This window comes from Janthinobacterium sp. KBS0711, assembly GCF_000988085.1.
Lineage (GTDB): Bacteria > Pseudomonadota > Gammaproteobacteria > Burkholderiales > Burkholderiaceae_D > Janthinobacterium > Janthinobacterium lividum_E.
The window spans coordinates 202,145-223,301 of record NZ_LBCO01000033.1 but is presented as its reverse complement, the minus strand read 5'-3'; the positions used below and the strand labels follow the sequence as shown (position 1 = coordinate 223,301).

Sequence of the window (21,157 nt, the reverse complement as noted above, 5' to 3'; positions counted from 1 at the left end):
ATCTTAACGTGGCTGGAAAAAGCGGGTCTGGCCGAGGCCGCAGCATGTGTCGGCCGCCCCTCGCAGGAATTCACGATGCGGTGACTATGTGCGCATTTGGCGCGTTTTTTATGCGGTATATTTTCCTTCCCTCCACGCATCTGGAAAGGCCTGCCATGTCCAGTTCCACCCAAGATACCGTCATCGTCAGGGCGGCGATTTATCCGCCCATCGGCATTGCCCGCGTGGGCAACAGTCCCAGCGAATACTTTCTGGGACCGGAAGTGCCGGAACCGGCGGCGCGCCCGGCCGGGTACTACCGCGATGCGTCCGGAGCCATCAAGCGCCAGGCGGCAAGCTTTCGCATCTATGGTCTGAATGCCGCCGGCGTGGCCGTGGCCGAATTGAACGCAAGCAATGCCGACATCGAATGGGCCGTCACCCTGGCCAACACCAAGGCGGCGTGGTACCAGTTCCAGATCGCGCTCGATATTCCGGAGGCACACGTCACCCAGCCCTCGTTCCTGCGCAACATGGCCGTCACGGACCGCGCGCAGTTGTCCATCACGCCGGGCGAGCGCAAGATCAGCGGCAAGGAACAGTCGGCCGTCGCCTTCGACAGCGGCAGCTTCCTGGGCACGCCCGTCTACCTGGGCGAATTGCAGACGGACGCCATGGGACGGCTGATCGTGCTGGGCGGCCATGGCAAGTCGGCCTCGTGGAATGGCGCGCGCGCCATCACCTTCGCCAACAACGAAGGCTGGCATGACGACACGTCCGACGGCCCCGTCTGCGCCAAGGTCAGCTATCAGGGCCAGGCTTTGCCCGTCGACATGGCCTGGGTGGTCGTCGCGCCGCCCGATTATGCGCCGCAGCAAAAGTCCGTGCGCACCATGTGGGACTTGATGCGCGACTTGTTTGTTTCCGAAGGCAAAATTGCCGCGCCTGCCCTTCCCTCGTTCCAGGACGATATCCGCCCCATTTTCGAGCGCCTGTCGAACCTGCAATGGGTCAACGCGGGCTTCGCGGCCGCCTTCGGCTGGGACGGCAGCACGCCGTTCAGCCGCGACGAATGGATGGCGCGCCTGTCCAGCCCGTCCGAAAACCGCAGGGAGTGGCGCAACGTCATCTATAACCAGTTCCGCCAGTTCGAGCGCGACGCCTGGGCGCCATCGCCGTGGCCGTGGCTGTATGGCGATGCGATGGCCATCCCGCCGGCAGACACGCCGCGCCAGAACTGCGCGCTGAGCAATCTGCAATTGCGCTTCCTCAAGCAATGGGCCGACGGCAAGTTCACGGACGACTACGCACCCGGCAAGGTGCCGCCGCAAAGCCTGGCCGAGGTGGACGTGGCGCAGCAACCGGACACCCTGTTGCGCGCGGCCATGGAGTTCTGCCTGGCCGACGCCTTCCACCCGGGCTGCGAAATGACCTGGCCCATGCGACAGGCCAGCATGTACAGCGCGCCGTTCCGCCTAGCGCACCGGCCGCCGGGCTGGGTCGAGCCCGATTACGGCGCCGTCCTGACGCCGGACAATATCGGCAGCCCCTGCTCGGCGCAGATCGCCGGCGGCGTGACGCGCTGGATGGCCGTGCCATGGCAGACGGACACGGCCAGCTGCCGCTCCGGCTACCAGTCCGACTACGATCCCTACGTGCCCACGTTCTGGCCCGCGCGCGTGCCCAACCAGGTGATGAGCAAGCTGGCCTACGACACGGTGATGAACCGCGAAGTGCCCGTCGACGACCGCCTGGCCGCTTTTGCCCGCCGCGCCGCGTGGATACGTCCACTGGGCAACATCAGTTATGAAGAACAGATCAACAACATGATCGGCGACCTGGCGCAAGTGGGTGTGGTCGAGGTGCGGCCCGGTCCCACGGACGTGACCGGCTTCCCCACCTTCCTGCAGGTGGAAAACCTGCCGCCGCCGGTAGCCGGCAAGCACCAGCTGCGTGCGACAGCGGCCATACCGGACGAGTTCGTCGACGTCGACCTGGAGGGCACGGAAAAAGCGCGCCATCTGCAGCGGTACCGCTTGTGACCTTGCTGCAGGCCGACGTGCTCATCGTTGGCGCCGGTCCGGCCGGCGCCACGGCCGCCCTGAACCTGGCGGGACGGCACCGGGTGTTGCTGGTCGACCGGCTGGCCGTACCGCTGGCGCGCATCGGCGAATCGCTGCCGCCGGCCGCTGCGCGCCTGCTGCAGGACATGGGATTGCTTGACGCCTTCCTGCGGCAGGGCCATGCGCCCTACCACGGCAACCGCGCCTGGTGGAACGGCGCCTGGACGGAACACCATTTCCTCAGCGATCCCGATGGGCACGGCTGGCACCTGGCGCGCGGCACCTTCGACCTGTGGCTGCGCGACGAGGCGCGTCGGCGCGGCGCCGCCCTGCTGGCTTCGGCCACAGTCGCGGGCATCACGCCCGAGGATGGCGGCTGGAGAGTACGGCTGCAAACGCAGCATGGCCCCTGCGACGCGGCCGCGCGCATCGTCATCGACGCCACGGGACGCAGCGCCTGGCTGGCCCGCAAAGTCGGGGCGCGGCGCCAGCGCGGCGACCGGCTGGTTTCAGTATGGCAATACGGGCATGACCGGACACCATCGGCGCGGGGCTTGGCCCACATCGAAGCTTGCGAACACGGCTGGTGGTACAGCGCGCCCCTGCCCGGCCAGCGCCGCGTGCTGGCCCTGCATACGGATGCGGACTTGCTCGCCAGCGACGCCCTGCACGACGCCGGCTGGCTGGAAGCGGCGGCGCGCCGACTGCCCGCCACGGGGGAATTGCTGGAGCAGCAAGGCTATGCGGCCGATACCCTCGCCATGGCCACGCCCGCCCATACGGCCAGCCTGGACGCCGGCGCGGGCCCAGGCTGGTTCGCCGTCGGCGACGCCGCCCTGAGCTTCGATCCACTGTCGTCGCAAGGTATCTTCAACGCCCTGTACACGGGCCTGGCCGCGGCCGAGGCCGCCGACCGCACGCTGCAGGGAGAGCTGCAAGCCTGCCAACACTACAATGGGGAATTGGCCGCCATCGGCGCCGCATACGAGCGCCACCTGGCGTACTGCTACGGCCAGGAAACGCGCTGGCCGACGGCGCCGTTCTGGAGCCGGCGCCGGCCAGGCGACAGGCCCTGAACAGTGCAGGGCCTGGTATTACACTTACTGCGCCAGATAGCGTTCCGAACGGGGACCGTACAGCAGGCCGTTCGGCACGCCGGCCGACAGCAGCCGCGCATTCGCCGTGCCGGCGATAGGATGGCTGGCATCGGTGCTGGTGTTGATGATCTGCTTGACCGCCGCCGTCACCAGCGCGCCGATCAAGCCGCCGCCACCGCTGTTATTGCCTTCATTGCTGGACGCGCTGGCCGCGCCCTGCCACAGCAAGGCGCCCGTCTTCAGGTCGACCAGCTTGGCATCAACCGACACCACCGTCACGCTGTCGATCACGGCGTACGTCGTGCCGTACTTGGAGATCGTCACGTACAGGCCCGCATCGGCGCCAAAGATCTCGTTGAGCTTTTTCGCATCGACGCCGTGGATATCGGCCGCGTTCGTCAAGCCGTTCTGCTTGAAGGTTTCACCGACCACGGCCACCGGCAGCACGTAGTAACCCGCTTCTGCCAGCGGATACGTTACTTGCGCGTAGACGCTGTTGCCGGCATTGACTTCCGGCGAATTGTTCAACGGCGGCAAGACCACGATCGAGCGGGGCTTGGCTGCCTTGAAGGCGGTGTAATCGTATGCCGCCTGCTTGGTGGCGCAACCGACCATGAAGATGGCGGGACCCAGGCACAGGGCCATTTTCAACATGCGCGACATCATAATTTTTCGCCTTTTTTCAATTTACCCAACAGGAAGTCCATGTACGGCGTCGATTCCGGGAACAGTTTCTTCTCGTCTTCGAATTGCGCGGCGACCTGCTCCGGCTTGCCAGCGATCGAGTACAGCATGCCCAGGTGGGCATGGAAGCCCGGCGGCGCATGATTGCCTTTCGCAGCGATCATTTGCAGGTCTTTTTCCATGGCGGCCATCTGCTGCTCCGGGCTTTCGCCTTTCAGGTATTCATACACTTGCGGCTGGTAGCCTTCCCATTGGTACAGGGTCTTCGATTGCGTGGCGCAACCGGTCAGGGCGGCACAGGCGAGCATGGCCAGCAGGGCTGCGCCCTTGTTCATCATTATTTTCATGGGATACCTTATTGTTTGCGCAATGCGCCCGCTTCGACGCCAGCCACCAGGCGCTCGACCGCTTCGCGCATGGCCAGGTCCAGGACTTTGCCGTTGAGGGTGGCGTCATAGCTGGCGGTGCCGCCAAAACCCAGCACTTCACGGTTCGACAGGCTGTATTCGCCGGCGCCGCCGGCCGAAAACACGACTTCAGACGTAGCGATATTGACGACGTTCAAGGTAACCTTGGCATACGCCACTTGGGTCTTGCCGCGGCCCATGATGCCGAACAATTGCTTGTCGCCCACTTCCTTGCGGCCGAATTCGGTCACATCGCCCGTGACAACGAAGTCCGCGCCCTTGATGTTCTGGCCTTGTTTCTTGAAGTCGGCTTCCTGCTTGAGCTCGGCCATGTTGTCGCGGTCGAGGACGTTGAAACGGTTGGACGTCTGCAGGTGCGCAATCAAAATCGTTTTCGATTGGCTGCCCAGGCGGTCGACGCCATCGGAAAAGATGCCGCGCATGAAGTTGGAGCGGTTGTCGAACTTGCCGACAGCGATCAGGGTGCGTGGGCCAACATAAGGTCGGGCCGCGCTGGCGACTGTGGGAACAGCCAGGGCTTGGGACGATTCGGAAGCGCAGCCAGCCAACGCCGCGCCAATCAGCGCTGCGATCAACAACGCGCCAGGTTTATTCTTGTTCATAGTGCCCTTAAGATATGGAGGATCAGAAGTCAGCTGCAAAATTGAATTTTGGCAAGTTAATTTCCTGATTGCAATTATATGAGATTGCAAGTCTCACAATTCTCTCCAAAAGTAACGATGACAAAGATTACATTGTTGCCCGCCACATACAGACGTGCCCCTGCTTGACTTCCCTGGTCCGATTCATTAACTTAGTAGTAAAAATGCGTGTCGTCAGCGCCACTTCCACCCACGCTTTCCCCTACCTGGATGGGTCTCAGGCCATGCCGACACACGAACATTCCCCGTCCCACCCGCTGGCCACCGCGCTGGCGCTCTCGCTGGGCGCCGCCGTCGCCCTGGGCCTGTCGCGCTTTTCCTATGGCTTGCTGCTGCCGCCCATGCGTGCCGACCTGGGCTGGTCTTACCTGCTGGCCGGGGCCATGAACACCTTCAATGCGCTCGGCTATTTTCTCGGCGCCCTGGCCACGCCCGCGCTGATGCGCCGCCTTGGCGTGTGGCGCCTGCTGATCATCGGTTCCGTGCTGGCCAGTTTCTTCATGCTGATGTCGGGCCTCGTCAGCGATACGACGGCCCTGTTCCTGCAGCGCGTGTGCGCGGGCGTGGCCAGCGCTTTCATTTTCATCGCCGGCGGCGTCTTGGCGGCGCGGCTCGGTTCCATGCACAGCCAGCGCGCAGGCTTCTACATCGGCCTGTATTACGGCGGCACGGGCTTTGGCATCGCGCTGTCAGCCCTGCTGGTGCCGGCCGCATTGGCCGCCGCGCAAGACCACGGCGCCGCGCATGCGTGGCAATGGCCCTGGCTGGCACTGGGTGTCGCCTGCCTGCTCGCCACCGCCATCATGGCACTGCCGGCCAAGGCGATCGGCGAAGCGCCGCGCGCCCTCGACACGCCGCGGCGCTTCGCCTGGCGCGACTTTTCCCCCAGCCTGGCCGGCTATTTCATGTTTGGCGTCGGCTACATCGGCTACATGACCTTCGTCATCGCCCTGCTCAAGCAGCAAGGCATGAGCGCCACCCTGATCACCGTTTTCTACACTGTATTGGGCCTTGCGGTGGTGGCGTCGTCGCGCATCTGGGCCCGCATGCTCGACCGCTACAAGGGCGGCGAATCGCTGGCGATCCTGAACGGCGTGCTGGGCGCAGTCACCATCCTGCCCGCACTGACGAATTTTGTACCAGTCGTGTTCCTCTCCGGCCTCGTCTTCGGCGCCGTTTTCCTGTCGGTAGTGGCGTCGACCACGGCCCTGGTGCGGCATAACCTGCCGCAGCGATCCTGGACGGCCGGCATCAGCGCCTACACGACGGTATTCGCGCTGGGTCAGATAGTTGGCCCCATCGTCGTCGGCTGGATCGCCGACGGCCCGGCCGGACTGGAGCGGGGCTTGATTGCCTCGGCCATCGCCCTGTTCATCGGCGCCGCGCTGGCTTCGCGGCAAAAGGCGCTGGCGCCGGCCGCATAGTAGACTAGGACATTGACCACCCTCGCAGAAAGAACACGATGACCGATGCACGAAACCTCCCGCCAACGATGGATGCCGAAACCCTGGAATTCATCCAGGGCCTGTTTGCCCTCGTGCGCGAAGGCGACACGCAGCAACTGGGCGCCATGGTCGCCCAAGGCGTGCCGGTCAACTTCCGTAACGAAAAAGGCGACAGCCTGATCATGCTGGCCAGCTACCATGGCCATTTGGAAACGTCGCGCCTGCTGCTCGAAGCGGGCGCCGACGCCAACGTCCCCAACGACCAGGGCCAGACGCCGCTGGCCGGCGTGGCCTACAAAGGCTACCTGGACATCGCCGCCCTGCTGCTCCAGCACGGCGCGAATGTGGAAGGCGCCAGCCCGGACGGCAAGACACCGTTGATGATGGCCGCCATGTTCAACCGCCTGGCCATCCTCGACCTGCTGCTGCAACACGGCGCGCGCATCGACCCCGTGGACAGCCGCGGCATGAACGCCGTCAAGCTGGCCCAGACCATGAATGCGCAGGAGACACTGGCTCGCCTGGTCAGCCTGGGGCAGACGGCGTGAATGCGGCGACCATAGCAAACCCTTCAGCGGCAGCATGACGTAGACAGCCGGTCCCGCCGCACGCCACCCCTGCCACCTCGTTTCGCAAAAAAAAAGCCCCTGAAAAATCAGGGGCTTGGCTGTTTCATTGACCCGGCGTTACCTTACGCTGCCGGGTTGATAATTATTCCCACTCGATGGTCGCCGGCGGCTTGCCCGAAATATCGTAGACGACGCGGTTGATGCCGCGCACTTCATTGATGATGCGGTTCGACACCTTGCCCAGCAAGCTGTGCGGCAGGTGCGCCCAGTGGGCTGTCATGAAGTCTTGCGTTTGCACGGCGCGCAGGGCCACCACGTATTCGTAAGTACGGCCATCGCCCATCACGCCCACCGATTTGACGGGCAGGAACACGGCGAAAGCCTGGCTGGTCGCTTCGTACCAGTTGGTCGGCACGCTATCCTGGTCGAAGCCGGGAACCACGACCGGCTCATACGGCGTGTTGCGCAATTCTTCGATGAAGATGGCGTCGGCGCGGCGCAGCAAGTCGGCGTAGTCTTTCTTGACTTCGCCGAGGATGCGCACGCCCAGGCCCGGGCCCGGGAATGGGTGGCGGTAGACCATGTCATGCGGCAAGCCCAGGGCCACGCCCAGTTTACGCACTTCATCCTTGAACAGTTCGCGCAAGGGTTCCAGCAACTTGAGCTTCATGGTGTCCGGCAAGCCGCCCACGTTATGGTGGCTCTTGATGGTCTGGCCTTTCTTGCCCTTGCCGGCCGATTCGATGACGTCCGGGTAGATCGTGCCTTGCGCCAGCCATTTGGCATTGACCAGCTTGCCCGATTCGACCTGGAACACTTCGACGAATTCGCGGCCGATGATCTTGCGCTTTTGCTCAGGATCGGTGACGCCGGCCAGGTGGCCCATGAACTGCTCTTCCGCATCGACGCGGATGACTTTCACGCCCAGGTTCTTGGCGAACATGTCCATCACCATCTTGCCTTCGTCCAGACGCAGCAGGCCGTGGTCGACGAAGACGCAGGTCAGCTGGTCGCCGATGGCGCGATGGATCAGGGCTGCCGCGACGGAAGAATCAACGCCGCCGGACAGGCCCAGGATGACGTCGTCGGTGCCGACTTGCGCGCGGATTTTCTCTACCGCTTCGCTGATGTAGTCGGGCATGTTCCAGTCCGATTTGCAGCCGCAGATTTCATGCACGAAACGGCCAAGCATGGCCTTACCCTGCACCGTGTGCGTCACTTCCGGGTGGAATTGCACACCGTAGAACTGGCGCTCTTCGTCGGCCATGGCGGCGATCGGGCAACTCGGGGTGTTGCCCATCAGCTTGAAGCCTGGCGGCATTTCCAGCACCTTGTCACCATGGCTCATCCACACTTTCAGCATGCCGTGGCCTTCGTCGGTGACGAAGTCGGCGATACCGTTGAGCAACTTGGTGTGGCTGCGGGCGCGCACTTCAGCGTAGCCGAATTCGCGCACCAGGCCGTTTTCCACCTTGCCGCCCAGCTGGGCCGCCATGGTTTGCATGCCGTAGCAGATGCCCAGCACGGGCACGCCCAGCTCGAACACGGCTTGCGGCGCGCGCGGCGAGTCGCCGTCCAGGGTGGAATTGTGGCTGCCCGACAGGATCACGCCAGCGGCGCCATAGTTGCGCACGAATTCGTCGCTGACGTCATACGGGAAGACTTCGGAAAACACGCCGGAATCGCGCACGCGGCGGGCGATCAACTGGGTGACTTGGGAACCGAAATCGAGAATGAGGATTTTAGAATGCATGATGGGGACTTTATCTGAGGTCATTACAAAACCGGCGCACTGGGCGCCGGTCTGGTGTGTCGCTATTTACTCGGAACGGTAATTCGGCGCTTCCTTGGTAATCTGCACATCATGGACATGCGACTCGCGCATGCCGGCCGAGGTGATTTCCACGAATTCCGCTTTCTCGCGCAGTTCGTCGATGGTGGCGCAACCGCAGTAACCCATCGATTGACGCACGCCGCCCACCAGCTGGAAGATGATCGCCAGCACGCTGCCCTTGTAGGCCACGCGGCCTTCGATACCTTCCGGCACGAACTTGTCGGCCTTCATGGTGGCGTCCTGGAAATAACGGTCAGCCGAACCATCGGACATCGCGCCCAGCGAACCCATGCCGCGGTACGATTTGTAGCTGCGGCCCTGGTACAGGATCACTTCGCCCGGCGCTTCTTCCGTACCGGCAAACATGGAGCCCATCATGACGGTCGAGGCGCCAGCGGCCAGCGCTTTCGAGATATCGCCAGAGAAGCGGATACCGCCGTCGGCGATACATGGCACGCCCGTGCCTTCCAGTGCCTCGGCAACATTCGAGATGGCCGTGATTTGCGGCACGCCCACGCCGGCGACGATACGCGTGGTGCAGATCGAGCCAGGACCGATGCCGACCTTGACCGCATCGGCGCCGTATTCCACCAGCGCCTTGGCGGCAGCGGCGGTAGCGATGTTGCCGCCAATCACTTCGACTTGCGGATACTTGGTCTTGATCCAGCGCACGCGGTCGAGGATGCCTTGCGAGTGGCCGTGGGCCGTGTCGACCACCAGCACGTCGACGCCGGCAGCGACCAGCAGGTCGATGCGCTCTTCATCCTTGGCGCCTACGCCGACGGCAGCGCCGACCAGCAGTTTGCCCTGGCTGTCTTTCGACGCGAACGGGTGGGAAGTCGATTTCTGGATATCCTTGACGGTGATCAGGCCGCGCAGCTCAAACGCGTCGTTGACGACCAGCACGCGCTCGAGACGGTGCTTGTTCATCAGGCGCTTGGCTTCGGCCGTATCGGCGTCTTCATTGACGACCACCAGCTTTTCCCGCGGGGTCATCTTGGCGGAAGCTTCCGCGTCGAGTTCCTGCTCAAAGCGCAAATCGCGGTTGGTGATGATGCCGACGACTTCCTTGCCTTTGACAACCGGGAAGCCGCTGATGCCGTATTGTTCCGTCAGTGCAATCACGTCGCGGATTTTCATTTCCGGCGGAATCGTGATCGGATCACGCAGCACACCTGCTTCGAAACGCTTTACGCGGGCCACTTCACGTGCCTGGTCCTTCGGATTCAAATTCTTGTGGATGATGCCGATGCCGCCTTCCTGGGCCATCGCGATCGCCAGACGGGCTTCCGTCACCGTATCCATGGCTGCGGACAGCAAGGGAATATTCAGGGTGATATTGCGGGTCAGGCGAGTTTTGAGGGACGTATCGGCGGGCAGAACGTTGGAGTAGGCTGGGACGAGCAGCACGTCATCGAATGTGAGTGCTTTTTGAAGTAGACGCATAGCATTTCCTATTGGCGCAAAAGCAGATTATACAGAAAAAAGCGCCCTCCGTCCTTGCAGCATAGAAAAGATATTTGAAAATAGCAAAAAATGGCGCGCGCCAGGCAGCGGCCTCAAGGTGAAGCCCCAGCCCGTTCAGCCCTTGGCGGGCTTGCCGCCAGCCCGGCGCCGGCGCGCCTCCTTCGGGTCCGCCTGCAAGGGACGGTACACTTCCACCCGGTCATGTTCGCGCAAGACCGTATCGAGCGGCTTCTTTTTGCCATAGATGCCGACCATATTGACGGCCAGGTCGATGCCGGGGATTTCCTGCAGCAAGCCGCTGTGCGCCACCGCCTGCTCGATGGTGGTGCCCACTGACACTGTCAAGGCGCGCAGGAAGCTGCTATCGGGCAAGGCGTGGCAGACTTGCACGGTGATACCATGCGTGCTGGCCTCAGCCATACACGGTCTCCGCACGCTTGCAGAAGGAATCGACCATGCTGTTGGCAATCATGCCGAAGACGGGGCCGATGATCTGTTCCAGTACGCGGCTGGAAAACTCGTAGTGCAGGTCCAGTTCGATCTTGCAGGCGTCTTCGCGCAAGGCCTTGAAGGTCCACACGCCATCGAGGGTCTTGAAAGGACCGTCCACCAGCTTCATCTTGATGGAAGTCGGCGGCACGTTCTCGTTGGACGTGGTGAAGCTTTGGCGCACGCCGTGGTAATGTATGCCCACGCTGGCGACAACCGTGTTCTCGTCCCGCTCGCGTATCTCGACCGCACCGCACCAGGGCAGGAATTTGGGATAATCCTCCACCGCCGCCACCAGCGCGAACATTTGTTCGGCGCTATAGCCGAGAAAAACTGATTTATGTACTACTGCCATTGAAGAACCATTTGCTATGATGTTGGATACATTTGATTTTATCGCGCTTGCGCGAGACAGTAGTTTAACCGACCCGCGCACATTTACCATCTCATGACCATAGCAGACAACAGAAAAGCCTTCCACGACTACTTTATCGAGGATCGCTACGAAGCCGGCATCGTGCTGGAAGGCTGGGAAGTCAAAGCCATCCGCGACGCCCGCGTACAAATCAAGGAAGCCTACGTCGTCGTCCGCGGCGATGAACTCTTCCTGTTCGGCGCGCATATCAGCGCCCTGCCGACCGCCTCCACCCATATCCATCCGGAAGCCGTGCGCACGCGCAAGCTGCTGCTGCACCGCACGGAAATGGATAAACTGATCGGCAAGGTGGAACGCTCCGGCTACACCCTCGTGCCGCTCAACCTGCACTACAAGGGCGGCCGCGTGAAATGCGAAATCGGTCTAGCCAAAGGCAAGAAGCAGCACGACAAGCGGGCTGCGGAACGCGACCGCGATGGCGCGCGCGAAGTGCAGGCGGCAATGAAATCGCACCGCCGCTGATCCGGCACTGCGCGCAGCATGCTGCGGCCACACCGACAAACCCGGCTATATGCCGGGTTTTATTTTGCCGATTGCCTGCGACAAGCGGAAATGCACAGCCCACGGGATAAAAACAGGAAAAGGAAGAGATACGGCGGAAATAAGACTGGTATTGGCGAAAATACCGGGGAGATAATCAATGGAAATCAGCTTTGCCTGTCTGGCCAAAGACGATAAATCAGGAAAGTTCCGGATGCTTGCATGCTGCCTGGTATTACCCCTGCACTACTCCACAGGACAAGCATCCGAATGAATGGCGTATTACTACATTACACCTTCAGCAGATCGCGCGACTTGCCCGAATCGGTCCACTCCTTGACCCATTTCGGTTGACGGCCACGGCCAGTCCATTGCTGCGTCGCATCATCCGGATTGCGATAGCGTACTGCCACCGTGCCGGTTTTAGCGCGGATACCCGTACCAACCAGATCTTTGACGGAAACACCAACGCTCTGGGCGATCGCCAGGATTTGTTCGCGCGCTTTGGACAGATCGTCCTGTTCGCGTTTCTTCATTTGCTTCTTGATATCGTCCTGCAAGGTGCGCAGTTCGGACAGGGATAAGCTGGACAGATCCATGATATTTCCTTGTGTGAGTTGAAAAATATAACTGAACAGTTAAATTCTATCCAATTGTAACGCGACTGAGGTGATTTTTCTGAAGATTTGATTGTTTTTTACAATTCTTTTACCAAAAATCCTACTTCCCCGGCTTTCAAGCGATGCGCGTCTTCAATCAAGGAGGCGGACATCGTACATGGACCATCTGCGCAAGTACCCCTGCTTTGCACGGCGGCGTTTGCATACAGCGCCATCGACCATGTTTATTCTGCAGTACTGCCATTGCAATTTATAGTAATTCAAAATTGCAATTAAAAAAATATACATGGAACCAATACTGTCGTGCATCGGGCATCGCCTCCAAACGCCGCCCGCGCATCGGAGCAATCACCACCACCCACATGCGGCAGATTTTACGCCAATTAAAAAATCAGCACCACGACCGCACATAATCTCGAAAGTGCGCACAGCATAGCATGAGGAATATATTTTTCAACATTAAGCATTCACGCGCAGTTACTCCCCGCTGCTGCCTGCAGATAATCAAGACGGTACAAATGCAAACTGCCCGCTATACAGCGGGCAGTATTGACGACAAACTTGCTACGGACTTGCTATTCACCCAGCCAGCGCTAATCAGGGAATCGCCACGCCGCCTTTCGGCTTCTGGGTTTTCACCACCTGCATCGCCGTGGCGATCAAACCGCTCATATCACCAAGATTGGCCGGCACGATAATCGAGTTATTCGTTTTCGCCAATTGCGCGAAGGCGCCCACATACTGCTCGGCTACTTTCAGGTTGACGGCATCTTCGCCGCCCGGCTCGCGAATGGCGGCGCCCACTTGGCGCAGCGCCTCGGCACTGGCCTGCGCCAGCGCGACGATGGCTGTGGCCTGGCCTTCGGCGCGGTTGATCGATGCCTGCTTCTCGCCTTCGGAGCGGGCAATATTCGCTTCGCGCTCGCCGCTGGCGATATTGATCTGCTCCTGCTTGCGCCCTTCCGAAGCGGCAATCAGCGCGCGCTTTTCACGCTCGGCCGTAATCTGCGCCTGCATCGCATGCAAGATCTCCTTGGGCGGCGTCAAATCCTTGATTTCATAGCGCAATACCTTCACGCCCCAATTCGCCGCCGATTCATCGATGGCATTCACGATGGCCGTATTGATATGGTCGCGTTCTTCAAATGTCTTGTCGAGTTCCATTTTACCGATCACCGAGCGCAAGGTCGTTTGCGCCAATTGCGTAATGGCGGCAATGTAATTCGACGAGCCATACGAAGCACGCATGGCATCGGTAATCTGGAAATACAGAATGCCATCGACCTGCAATTGCGTATTGTCGCGCGTAATGCACACCTGCGGCGGCACATCGAGTGGAATTTCCTTGAGCACATGCTTGTAGGCGATACGGTCAACAAAAGGCACGACAATATTCAGGCCAGGGCCCAACACCGCATGGAACTTGCCCAGGCGTTCCACCACCCAGGCATGCTGTTGCGGCACGACATTGACCGTCTTGAAGACAAATACCAATGCCAGCAATAACAAGATCAGCGACATGCTTCCGATGCTTACTTCCATAATCTATTCTCCAGGTTATCCAACAATCAAACGGCTGCCGCGCACGGCGCGTATGGTGTAATGACCGGCCTGCGTATCGCTGCCGGGAATCAGTTCCACATCCCACAAGGCGCCGCGATACATGACACGCGCCGCACCATCGACCCAGTGCGCGACTGCCACGCTTTGGCCGATATCGAGATTCACATTCGGATCCTGGGCCGCATCGCGCCGCGCCGCCTTGCCAAAACGGCTGCGCCGCAATAACAGGGTAGCCGCCACGCCGACAATGGCAGCCGTCAGGGCCTGCCAGCCGCCATTTCCGCCCGCCAGCGCCACCAATCCTCCGGCACTGACGCCGATGGCGATCATCAGCAAATAAAACGTGCCTGTAAACAGCTCCAGGATCAATACCGCGCCAGCCGCGACAAACCAGCCTACCCATTCAGCCATGATGCCTCCATCCTTGTGAATCCGAAAATAAAAAACCCCGCAGCCTATATAAGCGACGGGGTTTAATGCGCTGTACTGCCTGATATTATTCTTGCCAAACACCTATATACAAGCAGTCTAACGCAATTCCGGATGGCGTCAATAGCCAGGAAAGAAATAGCGCCGTGTTTATTCCTCGAGCAGGCTGCGCAGCATCCACGCCGTCTTCTCATGCAAATCCAGGCGCTGCGTGATCAGGTCGGCCGTCGGCTGGTCATTGGCTTTTTCCAGCAACGGGAACAGGCGGCGCGCCGTGCGCGCGGTCGCTTCCTGTGCAGATACCAGATGGCTGACCATCTCCAGCGCCGGCGGCACGCCGTCGATTTCCTTGATCGAAGCCAGCTTGACGAATTCCTTGTAGGTGCCCGGCGCCGGATAGCCGAGGGCGCGGATGCGCTCGGCGATCAGGTCCAGCGCGGCCCACTGTTCCGTGTATTGCGTCATGAACATCAGGTGCAGCGTATTGAACATCGGTCCCTTGACGTTCCAGTGAAAATTATGGGTCATCAGGTACAAGGTGTAGCTGTCGGCCAGCAGGCCGGACAGGCCTTCCGCAATCTTCGCGCGGTCCGCCTCGGAAATGCCGATGTCGATCTTTGCAACTTTGCTCGGTTTCTTGCTTGCCATGTGAACTCCTGTTTCAATGTATTGGTGGAATCATTTTAGCTGATCTGGCGCAAGCCCATCGAATGCTGCCGTGCGCCGCATGGCGGGCATAAAAAAACCCGCTGCCGGGTGAGCGGCAGCGGGTTTTCAGACGGCGATAAAGATGCTTACGCTTTCAGCGCAGCCAGCTTTTGCCAGGTGTCGATCACCGAGTCGGGATTCAGGGACATCGATTCGATGCCCTGCTCCATCAGCCAGACGGCGAAGTCCGGATGGTCGGAAGGACCCTGGCCGCAAATGCCGATGTACTTGCCGCGTGCCAGGCAAGCCTTGATGGCCAGGGCCAGCAGGGCTTTCACGGCAGGATCGCGTTCGTCGAAGTCGGCGGCCAGCAATTCCATGCCGGAATCGCGGTCCAGGCCCAGGGTCAGCTGGGTCAGGTCGTTCGAACCGATCGAGAAGCCGTCGAAATGGTCGAGGAACTGGTCGGCCAGGATGGCATTCGACGGCACTTCGCACATCATGATGACGCGCAAATCGTTTTCGCCGCGCTTCAGGCCATTTTTTGCCAGCAGGTCGATGACTTTCTCGGCCTGGCCCAAGGTACGCACGAATGGCACCATGATTTCCACGTTCGTCAGGCCCATGTCATTGCGCACGCGCTTCATCGCTTCGCATTCCATGTTGAACGCTTCGGAGAAGTCGGCCGACAGGTAGCGCGCCGCGCCGCGGAAGCCCAGCATCGGGTTTTCCTCGTCCGGCTCGTAGCGCGAACCGCCGATCAGCTTCTTGTACTCGTTCGACTTGAAGTCGGACAGGCGCACGATGACTTTCTTCGGCCAGAACGCGGCGGCGATGGTGGCGATGCCTTCGGCCAGCTTGTCGATGTAGAACGCCTTCGGCGAAGCGTGGCCGCGCGCCACCGATTCCACAGCCTTTTTCAGGTCGGCGTCGATGTTCGGGTATTCCAGGATCGCGCGTGGATGCACACCAATATTGTTATTGATGATGAATTCCAGACGCGCCAGGCCCACGCCCGCATTCGGCACGGACTGGAAGTCGAACGCCAGCTGCGGATTACCCACGTTGAGCATGATCTTGGTGTCGAGCTTCGGCAATTCGCCGCGCGACACTTCCGACACTTCCGTTTCCAGCAAGCCGTCGTAGATCTTGCCTTCGTCGCCTTCGGAGCACACCACGGTGACGAACGTGCCGTCTTTCAGCACGTCGGTCGCGTCGCCGCAGCCGACGACGGCCGGCACGCCCAGTTCACGGGCGATAATTGCAGCGTGGCAAGTACGGCCGCCACGGTTGGTGACGATGGCCGAGGCGCGCTTCATGACCGGTTCCCAGTTCGGGTCCGTCATGTCGGCAACGAGCACGTCGCCTGGCTGCACACGCTCCATGTCGGCCGGGTCGTGAATCACGCGCACGGGGCCGGCGCCGATCTTCTGACCAATGGCGCGGCCCGACGTCAGCACGGTGCCCGTGCTTTTCAGCTTGAAGCGTTCCTGCACGTCGGTCGCCTTTTGCTGCGACTTGACGGTTTCAGGACGCGCCTGCAGGATGTACAGCTTGCCGTCGCGGCCATCCTTGCCCCACTCGATGTCCATCGGACGGCCGTAGTGGTTCTCGATGATGACGGCGTATTTGGCCAGTTCCACCACTTCGCTGTCGTTCAGCGAGTAGCGGTTGCGCATTTCGACGGGCACGTCGACGGTTTTCACGGAACGGCCAGCTTTCGCTTCGTTCGTGAATTCCATCTTCAGCAGCTTCGAGCCGATATTGCGGCGGATGACAGGCGACTTGCCTTTTTCCAGCATCGGCTTGTGCACATAGAATTCGTCGGGATTGACGGCGCCCTGCACCACGGTTTCGCCCAGGCCATAGCTGGAGGTGACGAAGACCACGTCCTTGAAACCCGACTCGGTATCGATGGTAAACATCACGCCGGCCGCGCCCAGGTCGGAACGCACCATGCGCTGCACGCCGGCCGACAGGGCCACCTCGGCGTGCGTAAAGCCTTTATGTACGCGGTAGGAGATGGCACGGTCGTTGTACAACGATGCGAACACCTGTTTCATGGCGTCGAGCACGTTGTCGATGCCGACCACGTTCAGGAAGGTTTCTTGTTGACCAGCAAAAGAAGCGTCCGGCAAGTCTTCCGCCGTGGCGGAGGAACGCACGGCAAACGACATTTCCGTGTCGGAATCGGCTACCAGCTTGGCGTAGAACTGGTCGATTTCGGCGGCCAGGCGTGGCTGGAATGGCGTTTCCACGATCCATTGACGGATCTCGGCACCGGCTTGCGCCAGCGAGCGCACGTCATCGATGTCCAGCCCTTCGAGGCGCTGGGCGATGCGTTCGGCCAGCGGCAAGCCGCCATTGGCGCTATACGACAGGAAATCGCGGAATGCCTGCGCCGTGGTGGCAAAGCCACCGGGCACGCGCACGCCGGCTTCCGCCAGTTGGCTGATCATTTCGCCCAGGGAGGCGTTCTTGCCGCCGACGGATTCGACATCCGTCATGCGCAAATGCTCGAACGAGGCAACATACACCGCGTCCTTGTCTTCCTGCTGTTGCGATACTGCGTTGGTCATAATGACACCCTTACTGATGATAGAAATCTTTACGCGCGGCGCACAGACAGTCTTCTTGTTATTCTTGGCGTCGTGCAGCACAATCATACCGTTGCAGCCATTTTACCTTGTGCGGCGCAAATTGACGACGCACAATCTTGATCCGAAAACCCATGACACAAGAACCACGCCCTCCTCTGCCCTCCGCGGCCCGCACCGTCTTCTTCGTTTCCGACGGCACCGGCATCACCGCCGAGACGTTCGGCCACTCGGTGCTGACGCAGTTCGATCTGCGCTTCCGCCAGATCCGCCTGCCCTTCATCGACACCATGGACAAGGCCTACGAGGCGGCGCGCAAGATCAACGAAGCGTTTGCCACCGACGGCCAGCGCCCGATCATTTTCTCCACCCTGGTAAAGAACGACCTGTCGGCCGTGATCCGCAAGTCCAGCGGCATGCACATGGACCTGATCCAGACCTTTGTCGCCCCGCTGGAGCAGGAGCTGGGCGTGATGTCGACCCATACCATCGGGCGCTCGCACAACATCGTCGACAGCGAGGAATACAAGAACCGCATCGAGGCGATCAACTATTCGCTGGCGCATGACGATGGCCAGTCGCACAAAAACCTGTCCTCGGCCGATGTCATTCTGGTGGGTGTTTCGCGCTCTGGCAAGACCCCGACCAGCCTGTATCTGGCCATGCAATACGGCATCAAGGCAGCCAATTATCCGCTGATTCCCGACGATTTCGAGCGCGACAAGCTGCCATCGGCCTTGCTGGAATTTAAGAATAAAATTTTCGGATTGAGCATTACGCCCGAACGTTTGTCGGAAATACGCAACGAAAGACGCGCTGGAAGCAAGTATGCGGCCATCGAAAATTGCCGTTACGAGGTCAACGAGGCGGAAAAAATGATGAAACGCGAGGGAATACGCTGGCTGTCGTCGACCACCAAGTCGATCGAGGAGATCTCCACGACAATCTTGCAAGAGATCAAGCCAAACCGCCGCGAGTACTGAGAACACCTGACCAAACCTGCTGCGCGTCGATTTTGTCAGGTGGTCGCCTCGCTGGAGAGCACCGTCAGCGCGGCCACCAGCCGGTCCAGTTCACCGGTGGTGGTGGTGATGGCCACCGTGGCGCGCACGACATCGGCATCGCCGATATTGCGCTGCACGGTAAAGACGCCAAAGCGCTGCAGCAAGGCTTGCTGCAACTCGCGCGCGCTCATGCCGTCGACGGCGAAGGCGACCAGCGCCGTGCCGCGCCTGGCATCGAGCGGCGACAACATGCGCACGCCGGGCAGTTGCGCGGCGCGGCTGACCCAGTAATTGCGCAGCCAGGCCAGGCGTTCGTTCTTGGCCGGCGTGCCGCCCAGGCGCGCATGGAAGTCCAATGCGGCAGGCGCAGCCAGGATGGCGCCGATCGGCGGCATGCCCATGTGCAGGCGGCTGCGGATATCATCCAGTGGATAATCGTCGTCGCCGTAGTGCGGCTCGATCTTGTGCAGCTGCGATGCGCGGATATACACGGCACCGAGGCCCGCCGGCGCCCCCAGCCATTTATGCAGATTGAAACCGGCGAAATCGACGCCCATGGCATGCACGTCCACGTCGACCTGCCCCAGCGCATGGGCGCTGTCGAGCAGCACGTCGATGCCGTGTTCGCGCGCCAGCGCCATGATGTCCTGCAGCGGCAGTTGCTGGCCGTTGGCCGGCGTCACCTGCGACAGCAGCAGCAACTTGGGCTTGACGGCTAGGCGCATGGCTTGCGCGTAACGGGCGATGATCTCGTCATCGCTGATGGGCAGGCTCAATTGAACTTGCGTACTGGTGACGCCACGGCGCTGCGCCAGCCAGCGCATGGCCGTGCGCATGGCCGGATAATCGAGATTACTCCACAGCACCGTATCGCCGGACGCCAGGCCGTGGTATTGCGTGATCAGCACCTGCATGGATTCGGTGCCGCTGCGGGTCAGCAGGATTTCGTGCGGCTGCGCGTGAATCAGCGCGGCGACGCGCTGGCGCAGGATATCCACGTGCGTACGCGTGAATTCGCCGCGCACGAAGGGACTCAGTTGCTCATTGGTGTAGCGCACGGCCTGTTCGAACGCCGCGTGCACAGGGCTGGCCATGGCGCCGAAATAGCCATGCTCGAGATTGACGATGGCGTCCGGCGGCGCGGGATAAAACGCGGCGACCTGGCGCCACCAGGCTTCGTCACGTGCGGCGCCATCGGCAAGCGGAGGAAAAGACATGGCTATCCTGTTCAGGACTGGCCCTGGCGCAGCTGCTCGAAGAAGCAGACGGCGGCGCAGGCGGCCACGTTCAGCGATTCGATTTGGCCCAGGTGGGGAATGACCACCTGGTGCGTGGCCATAGCCAGCAGGTCGTCGGCGACGCCCTGCCCTTCATGGCCGAACAGCCAGGCGACGGGCTGGCGCAGGTCGACGTCGTACAGCTGCTTCGTGGCGTAGCCGCTGGTGGCCAGGGTGGCCACCTTGGCGCCGGCAACGAGCGCCGCCAGATCGACGTTTTCAAAGATGTCGAGCACGAAGTGTGCGCCCATCGCCGCGCGCAGCACCTTCGGCGACCAGCAGAAGGCCGTGCCGGCGCTGCAGTACACCTGCGTGATGCCGGCGGCCGCCGCGCTGCGCAAAATCGACCCCACGTTGCCCGGGTCTTGCAGGTTATCGAGCAGCACGGCCGATACGCTCAGGGGTTGCGTGACGGCCCGTTCCGGCGTCTCGATGAGGAACATCACACCCACGCCGTGTTCGACCTGGCTTACCGCGTTGTACAGCGCGTCGGGCAAGCCCAGTACGTGCGCGCGCTGGCTTTCCAGCTGGCCGACGATGTCCGCCACTTCCTGGTTCCGCAAAGCGCTTTCGCTGACGATGCACTGCTCCGGCATGCCGCGCAGCTGCAGATACGACTGGCACAGGTGCACGCCGTCGAGCAAGGTACGACCCGACTTGCGGCGCGCCTGCGAACTGCCCGCCAGTTTCAGCAAATCCTTGTATTGCGCGTTGTCGCGCGAGGTAATCGTCTTCATGCCGCCACCTCTTGTCCGCCAAACAGCGCGATCACGTTGCGCACGGGGGCGAACGAGCGGCGGTGCACGGGCGAGGCGCCGTGCAGGTGCAGGCGCTCCAAGTGCAGCTTGGTGCCGTAACCCTTGTGCTGGTCGAAGCAGTATTCGGGATAGGCCGCATGCAGGTGCACGAGGGCCGCATCGCGCGCCGTCTTGGCCAGGATCGAGGCGGCGGAAATCGAATCGACCTTGTCGTCGCCACCGACGATGGCCATGCCGCGTATCGGCATCACGGGACAGCGGTTGCCGTCGATCAGGGCCAGGGTCGGCACGGTGGCCAGGGCCTCGACGGCGCGGCGCATGGCCAGCATCGACGCCTGCAGGATGTTCAGGCGGTCGATCTCTTCTTCCGACGCTTCGGCGATGGCCCAGGCCAGGGCCTTGGCCTTGATCTGCGGCGCCAGCAAATCACGTTTCGCTTCGCTGAGTTTTTTCGAATCGCGCAAGCCGTCGATGGGCTGCTGCGGGTCGAGGATCACGGCGGCGGCGAACACGGGGCCGGCCAGCGGACCGCGGCCTGCCTCGTCGACGCCGCAGATGATTTCATCGAGCGAGAATGGCAAGTCGTCAAACAGGCCGGGATAGATATTTTTCACGTTGAATCTTTGGTAGGAACTGCGATTGAAACGGT

21 protein-coding genes are annotated in these 21,157 nt (G+C 61.3%); 6 read left to right on the top strand and 15 right to left on the bottom strand.

Annotation, left to right across the window (positions count from 1 at the left end; genetic code table 11):
* Nucleotides 1–155 precede the first annotated feature (155 nt).
* Together VM94_RS19675 and VM94_RS19670 are read left to right on the top strand one after the other, a co-directional pair.
* Nucleotides 156–2,021, top strand: coding sequence for a LodA/GoxA family CTQ-dependent oxidase (locus tag VM94_RS19675; protein ID WP_046684983.1), 1,866 nt, complete (start codon nucleotides 156–158; stop codon nucleotides 2,019–2,021).
* The gene (locus tag VM94_RS19670) at nucleotides 2,018–3,118 is read left to right on the top strand and encodes a tryptophan 7-halogenase (RefSeq protein ID WP_052755840.1); all 1,101 of its coding nucleotides are present in this window, start codon (nucleotides 2,018–2,020) and stop codon (nucleotides 3,116–3,118) included. The genes VM94_RS19675 and VM94_RS19670 overlap by 4 nt, the downstream gene beginning before the upstream one ends.
* Nucleotides 3,119–3,142: 24 nt before the next feature.
* Here the strand turns inward: VM94_RS19670 and VM94_RS19665 are convergent, their stop codons facing one another.
* The 3 genes from VM94_RS19665 to VM94_RS19655 are packed head-to-tail and all read right to left on the bottom strand — an operon-like array spanning nucleotide 3,143 to nucleotide 4,853.
* A complete protein-coding gene (locus tag VM94_RS19665; protein WP_046684982.1) occupies nucleotides 3,143–3,805 on the bottom strand; it encodes a DUF799 domain-containing protein in 663 nt (220 codons plus the stop codon).
* Nucleotides 3,802–4,161, bottom strand: coding sequence for a DUF4810 domain-containing protein (locus tag VM94_RS19660; RefSeq protein ID WP_198511281.1), 360 nt, complete (start codon nucleotides 4,159–4,161; stop codon nucleotides 3,802–3,804). Before VM94_RS19660 ends, VM94_RS19665 begins: the two co-directional genes overlap by 4 nt.
* A gap of 17 nt (nucleotides 4,162–4,178) precedes the next feature.
* A complete protein-coding gene (locus tag VM94_RS19655) occupies nucleotides 4,179–4,853 on the bottom strand; it encodes a CsgG/HfaB family protein (protein ID WP_046684981.1) in 675 nt (224 codons plus the stop codon).
* Nucleotides 4,854–5,116: 263 nt separating this feature from the next.
* Between VM94_RS19655 and VM94_RS19650 the strand changes: the two genes are divergently transcribed.
* Nucleotides 5,117–6,316, top strand: coding sequence for a YbfB/YjiJ family MFS transporter (locus VM94_RS19650; RefSeq protein ID WP_046684980.1), 1,200 nt, complete (start codon nucleotides 5,117–5,119; stop codon nucleotides 6,314–6,316).
* A gap of 38 nt (nucleotides 6,317–6,354) precedes the next feature.
* Nucleotides 6,355–6,885, top strand: coding sequence for an ankyrin repeat domain-containing protein (locus VM94_RS19645; RefSeq protein ID WP_046684979.1), 531 nt, complete (start codon nucleotides 6,355–6,357; stop codon nucleotides 6,883–6,885).
* 163 nt (nucleotides 6,886–7,048) lie between these two features.
* Here the strand turns inward: VM94_RS19645 and guaA are convergent, their stop codons facing one another.
* From guaA to VM94_RS19625, 4 genes are all read right to left on the bottom strand, one after another.
* On the bottom strand, nucleotides 7,049–8,659 hold the full coding sequence (gene guaA, locus VM94_RS19640; protein ID WP_035818203.1) for a glutamine-hydrolyzing GMP synthase: 1,611 nt from the start codon (nucleotides 8,657–8,659) through the stop codon (nucleotides 7,049–7,051).
* Nucleotides 8,660–8,725: 66 nt separating this feature from the next.
* Nucleotides 8,726–10,186 carry an IMP dehydrogenase gene (guaB, locus tag VM94_RS19635; RefSeq protein WP_035818200.1) on the bottom strand — a complete coding sequence of 487 codons (1,461 nt, stop codon included), beginning with the start codon at nucleotides 10,184–10,186 and terminating at the stop codon, nucleotides 8,726–8,728.
* Between the two features lie 135 nt (nucleotides 10,187–10,321).
* Nucleotides 10,322–10,627 (bottom strand): RnfH family protein, encoded by a 306-nt coding sequence (locus tag VM94_RS19630; RefSeq protein ID WP_046684978.1) that lies wholly within the window; start codon nucleotides 10,625–10,627, stop codon nucleotides 10,322–10,324.
* The gene (locus VM94_RS19625; RefSeq protein WP_046684977.1) at nucleotides 10,620–11,051 is read right to left on the bottom strand and encodes a type II toxin-antitoxin system RatA family toxin; all 432 of its coding nucleotides are present in this window, start codon (nucleotides 11,049–11,051) and stop codon (nucleotides 10,620–10,622) included. The genes VM94_RS19630 and VM94_RS19625 overlap by 8 nt, the downstream gene beginning before the upstream one ends.
* 93 nt (nucleotides 11,052–11,144) lie before the next feature.
* On the opposite strand from VM94_RS19625, the gene smpB reads away from it, so the two are divergent.
* A complete protein-coding gene (gene smpB, locus VM94_RS19620) occupies nucleotides 11,145–11,594 on the top strand; it encodes an SsrA-binding protein SmpB (protein WP_034752217.1) in 450 nt (149 codons plus the stop codon).
* A gap of 308 nt (nucleotides 11,595–11,902) precedes the next feature.
* Here smpB and VM94_RS19615 read toward each other — a convergent pair whose 3' ends face one another.
* The 5 genes from VM94_RS19615 to ppsA all read right to left on the bottom strand — a co-directional run bounded on the left by VM94_RS19615 (nucleotide 11,903) and on the right by ppsA (nucleotide 17,451).
* Complete coding sequence (locus VM94_RS19615; RefSeq protein ID WP_010397665.1) at nucleotides 11,903–12,211, bottom strand: H-NS histone family protein; 309 nt, start codon at nucleotides 12,209–12,211, stop codon at nucleotides 11,903–11,905.
* A 618-nt stretch (nucleotides 12,212–12,829) separates the two neighbouring features.
* Nucleotides 12,830–13,774 carry an SPFH domain-containing protein gene (locus tag VM94_RS19610; protein WP_046684976.1) on the bottom strand — a complete coding sequence of 315 codons (945 nt, stop codon included), beginning with the start codon at nucleotides 13,772–13,774 and terminating at the stop codon, nucleotides 12,830–12,832.
* A 15-nt stretch (nucleotides 13,775–13,789) separates the two neighbouring features.
* Complete coding sequence (locus VM94_RS19605; protein ID WP_046684975.1) at nucleotides 13,790–14,206, bottom strand: NfeD family protein; 417 nt, start codon at nucleotides 14,204–14,206, stop codon at nucleotides 13,790–13,792.
* A gap of 168 nt (nucleotides 14,207–14,374) precedes the next feature.
* Nucleotides 14,375–14,872, bottom strand: coding sequence for a Dps family protein (locus VM94_RS19600; protein WP_046684974.1), 498 nt, complete (start codon nucleotides 14,870–14,872; stop codon nucleotides 14,375–14,377).
* Between the two features lie 146 nt (nucleotides 14,873–15,018).
* The gene (ppsA, locus tag VM94_RS19595; protein WP_046685533.1) at nucleotides 15,019–17,451 is read right to left on the bottom strand and encodes a phosphoenolpyruvate synthase; all 2,433 of its coding nucleotides are present in this window, start codon (nucleotides 17,449–17,451) and stop codon (nucleotides 15,019–15,021) included.
* Nucleotides 17,452–17,603: 152 nt separating this feature from the next.
* On the opposite strand from ppsA, the gene ppsR reads away from it, so the two are divergent.
* Nucleotides 17,604–18,452 (top strand): posphoenolpyruvate synthetase regulatory kinase/phosphorylase PpsR, encoded by an 849-nt coding sequence (gene ppsR, locus VM94_RS19590; RefSeq protein WP_035818186.1) that lies wholly within the window; start codon nucleotides 17,604–17,606, stop codon nucleotides 18,450–18,452.
* Nucleotides 18,453–18,487: 35 nt separating this feature from the next.
* Here ppsR and VM94_RS19585 read toward each other — a convergent pair whose 3' ends face one another.
* The 3 genes from VM94_RS19585 to rnhB are packed head-to-tail and all read right to left on the bottom strand — an operon-like array spanning nucleotide 18,488 to nucleotide 21,122.
* Nucleotides 18,488–19,690, bottom strand: a complete 1,203-nt coding sequence (locus VM94_RS19585) for an aminotransferase class V-fold PLP-dependent enzyme (protein WP_052755839.1) — start codon at nucleotides 19,688–19,690, stop codon at nucleotides 18,488–18,490.
* A gap of 11 nt (nucleotides 19,691–19,701) precedes the next feature.
* A complete protein-coding gene (locus VM94_RS19580) occupies nucleotides 19,702–20,487 on the bottom strand; it encodes a TrmH family RNA methyltransferase (RefSeq protein ID WP_046684972.1) in 786 nt (261 codons plus the stop codon).
* A complete protein-coding gene (gene rnhB / locus VM94_RS19575) occupies nucleotides 20,484–21,122 on the bottom strand; it encodes a ribonuclease HII (protein WP_046684971.1) in 639 nt (212 codons plus the stop codon). Before rnhB ends, VM94_RS19580 begins: the two co-directional genes overlap by 4 nt.
* Nucleotides 21,123–21,157: the final 35 nt, after the last annotated feature.

Bases quoted from the DNA above. Each gene is read 5' to 3' on its own strand.
- VM94_RS19675 (WP_046684983.1), top strand. From the start codon at position 156: ATGTCCAGTTCCACCCAAGATACCGTCATCGTCAGGGCGGCGATTTAT.
- VM94_RS19665 (WP_046684982.1), bottom strand. From the start codon at position 3,805: ATGATGTCGCGCATGTTGAAAATGGCCCTGTGCCTGGGTCCCGCCATC.
- VM94_RS19660 (WP_198511281.1), bottom strand. From the start codon at position 4,161: ATGATGAACAAGGGCGCAGCCCTGCTGGCCATGCTCGCCTGTGCCGCC.
- VM94_RS19655 (WP_046684981.1), bottom strand. From the start codon at position 4,853: ATGAACAAGAATAAACCTGGCGCGTTGTTGATCGCAGCGCTGATTGGC.
- VM94_RS19650 (WP_046684980.1), top strand. From the start codon at position 5,117: ATGCCGACACACGAACATTCCCCGTCCCACCCGCTGGCCACCGCGCTG.
- VM94_RS19645 (WP_046684979.1), top strand. From the start codon at position 6,355: ATGACCGATGCACGAAACCTCCCGCCAACGATGGATGCCGAAACCCTG.
- guaA (WP_035818203.1), bottom strand. From the start codon at position 8,659: ATGCATTCTAAAATCCTCATTCTCGATTTCGGTTCCCAAGTCACCCAG.
- guaB (WP_035818200.1), bottom strand. From the start codon at position 10,186: ATGCGTCTACTTCAAAAAGCACTCACATTCGATGACGTGCTGCTCGTC.
- VM94_RS19630 (WP_046684978.1), bottom strand. From the start codon at position 10,627: ATGGCTGAGGCCAGCACGCATGGTATCACCGTGCAAGTCTGCCACGCC.
- VM94_RS19625 (WP_046684977.1), bottom strand. From the start codon at position 11,051: ATGGCAGTAGTACATAAATCAGTTTTTCTCGGCTATAGCGCCGAACAA.
- smpB (WP_034752217.1), top strand. From the start codon at position 11,145: ATGACCATAGCAGACAACAGAAAAGCCTTCCACGACTACTTTATCGAG.
- VM94_RS19615 (WP_010397665.1), bottom strand. From the start codon at position 12,211: ATGGATCTGTCCAGCTTATCCCTGTCCGAACTGCGCACCTTGCAGGAC.
- VM94_RS19610 (WP_046684976.1), bottom strand. From the start codon at position 13,774: ATGGAAGTAAGCATCGGAAGCATGTCGCTGATCTTGTTATTGCTGGCA.
- VM94_RS19605 (WP_046684975.1), bottom strand. From the start codon at position 14,206: ATGGCTGAATGGGTAGGCTGGTTTGTCGCGGCTGGCGCGGTATTGATC.
- VM94_RS19600 (WP_046684974.1), bottom strand. From the start codon at position 14,872: ATGGCAAGCAAGAAACCGAGCAAAGTTGCAAAGATCGACATCGGCATT.
- ppsA (WP_046685533.1), bottom strand. From the start codon at position 17,451: ATGACCAACGCAGTATCGCAACAGCAGGAAGACAAGGACGCGGTGTAT.
- ppsR (WP_035818186.1), top strand. From the start codon at position 17,604: ATGACACAAGAACCACGCCCTCCTCTGCCCTCCGCGGCCCGCACCGTC.
- VM94_RS19585 (WP_052755839.1), bottom strand. From the start codon at position 19,690: ATGTCTTTTCCTCCGCTTGCCGATGGCGCCGCACGTGACGAAGCCTGG.
- VM94_RS19580 (WP_046684972.1), bottom strand. From the start codon at position 20,487: ATGAAGACGATTACCTCGCGCGACAACGCGCAATACAAGGATTTGCTG.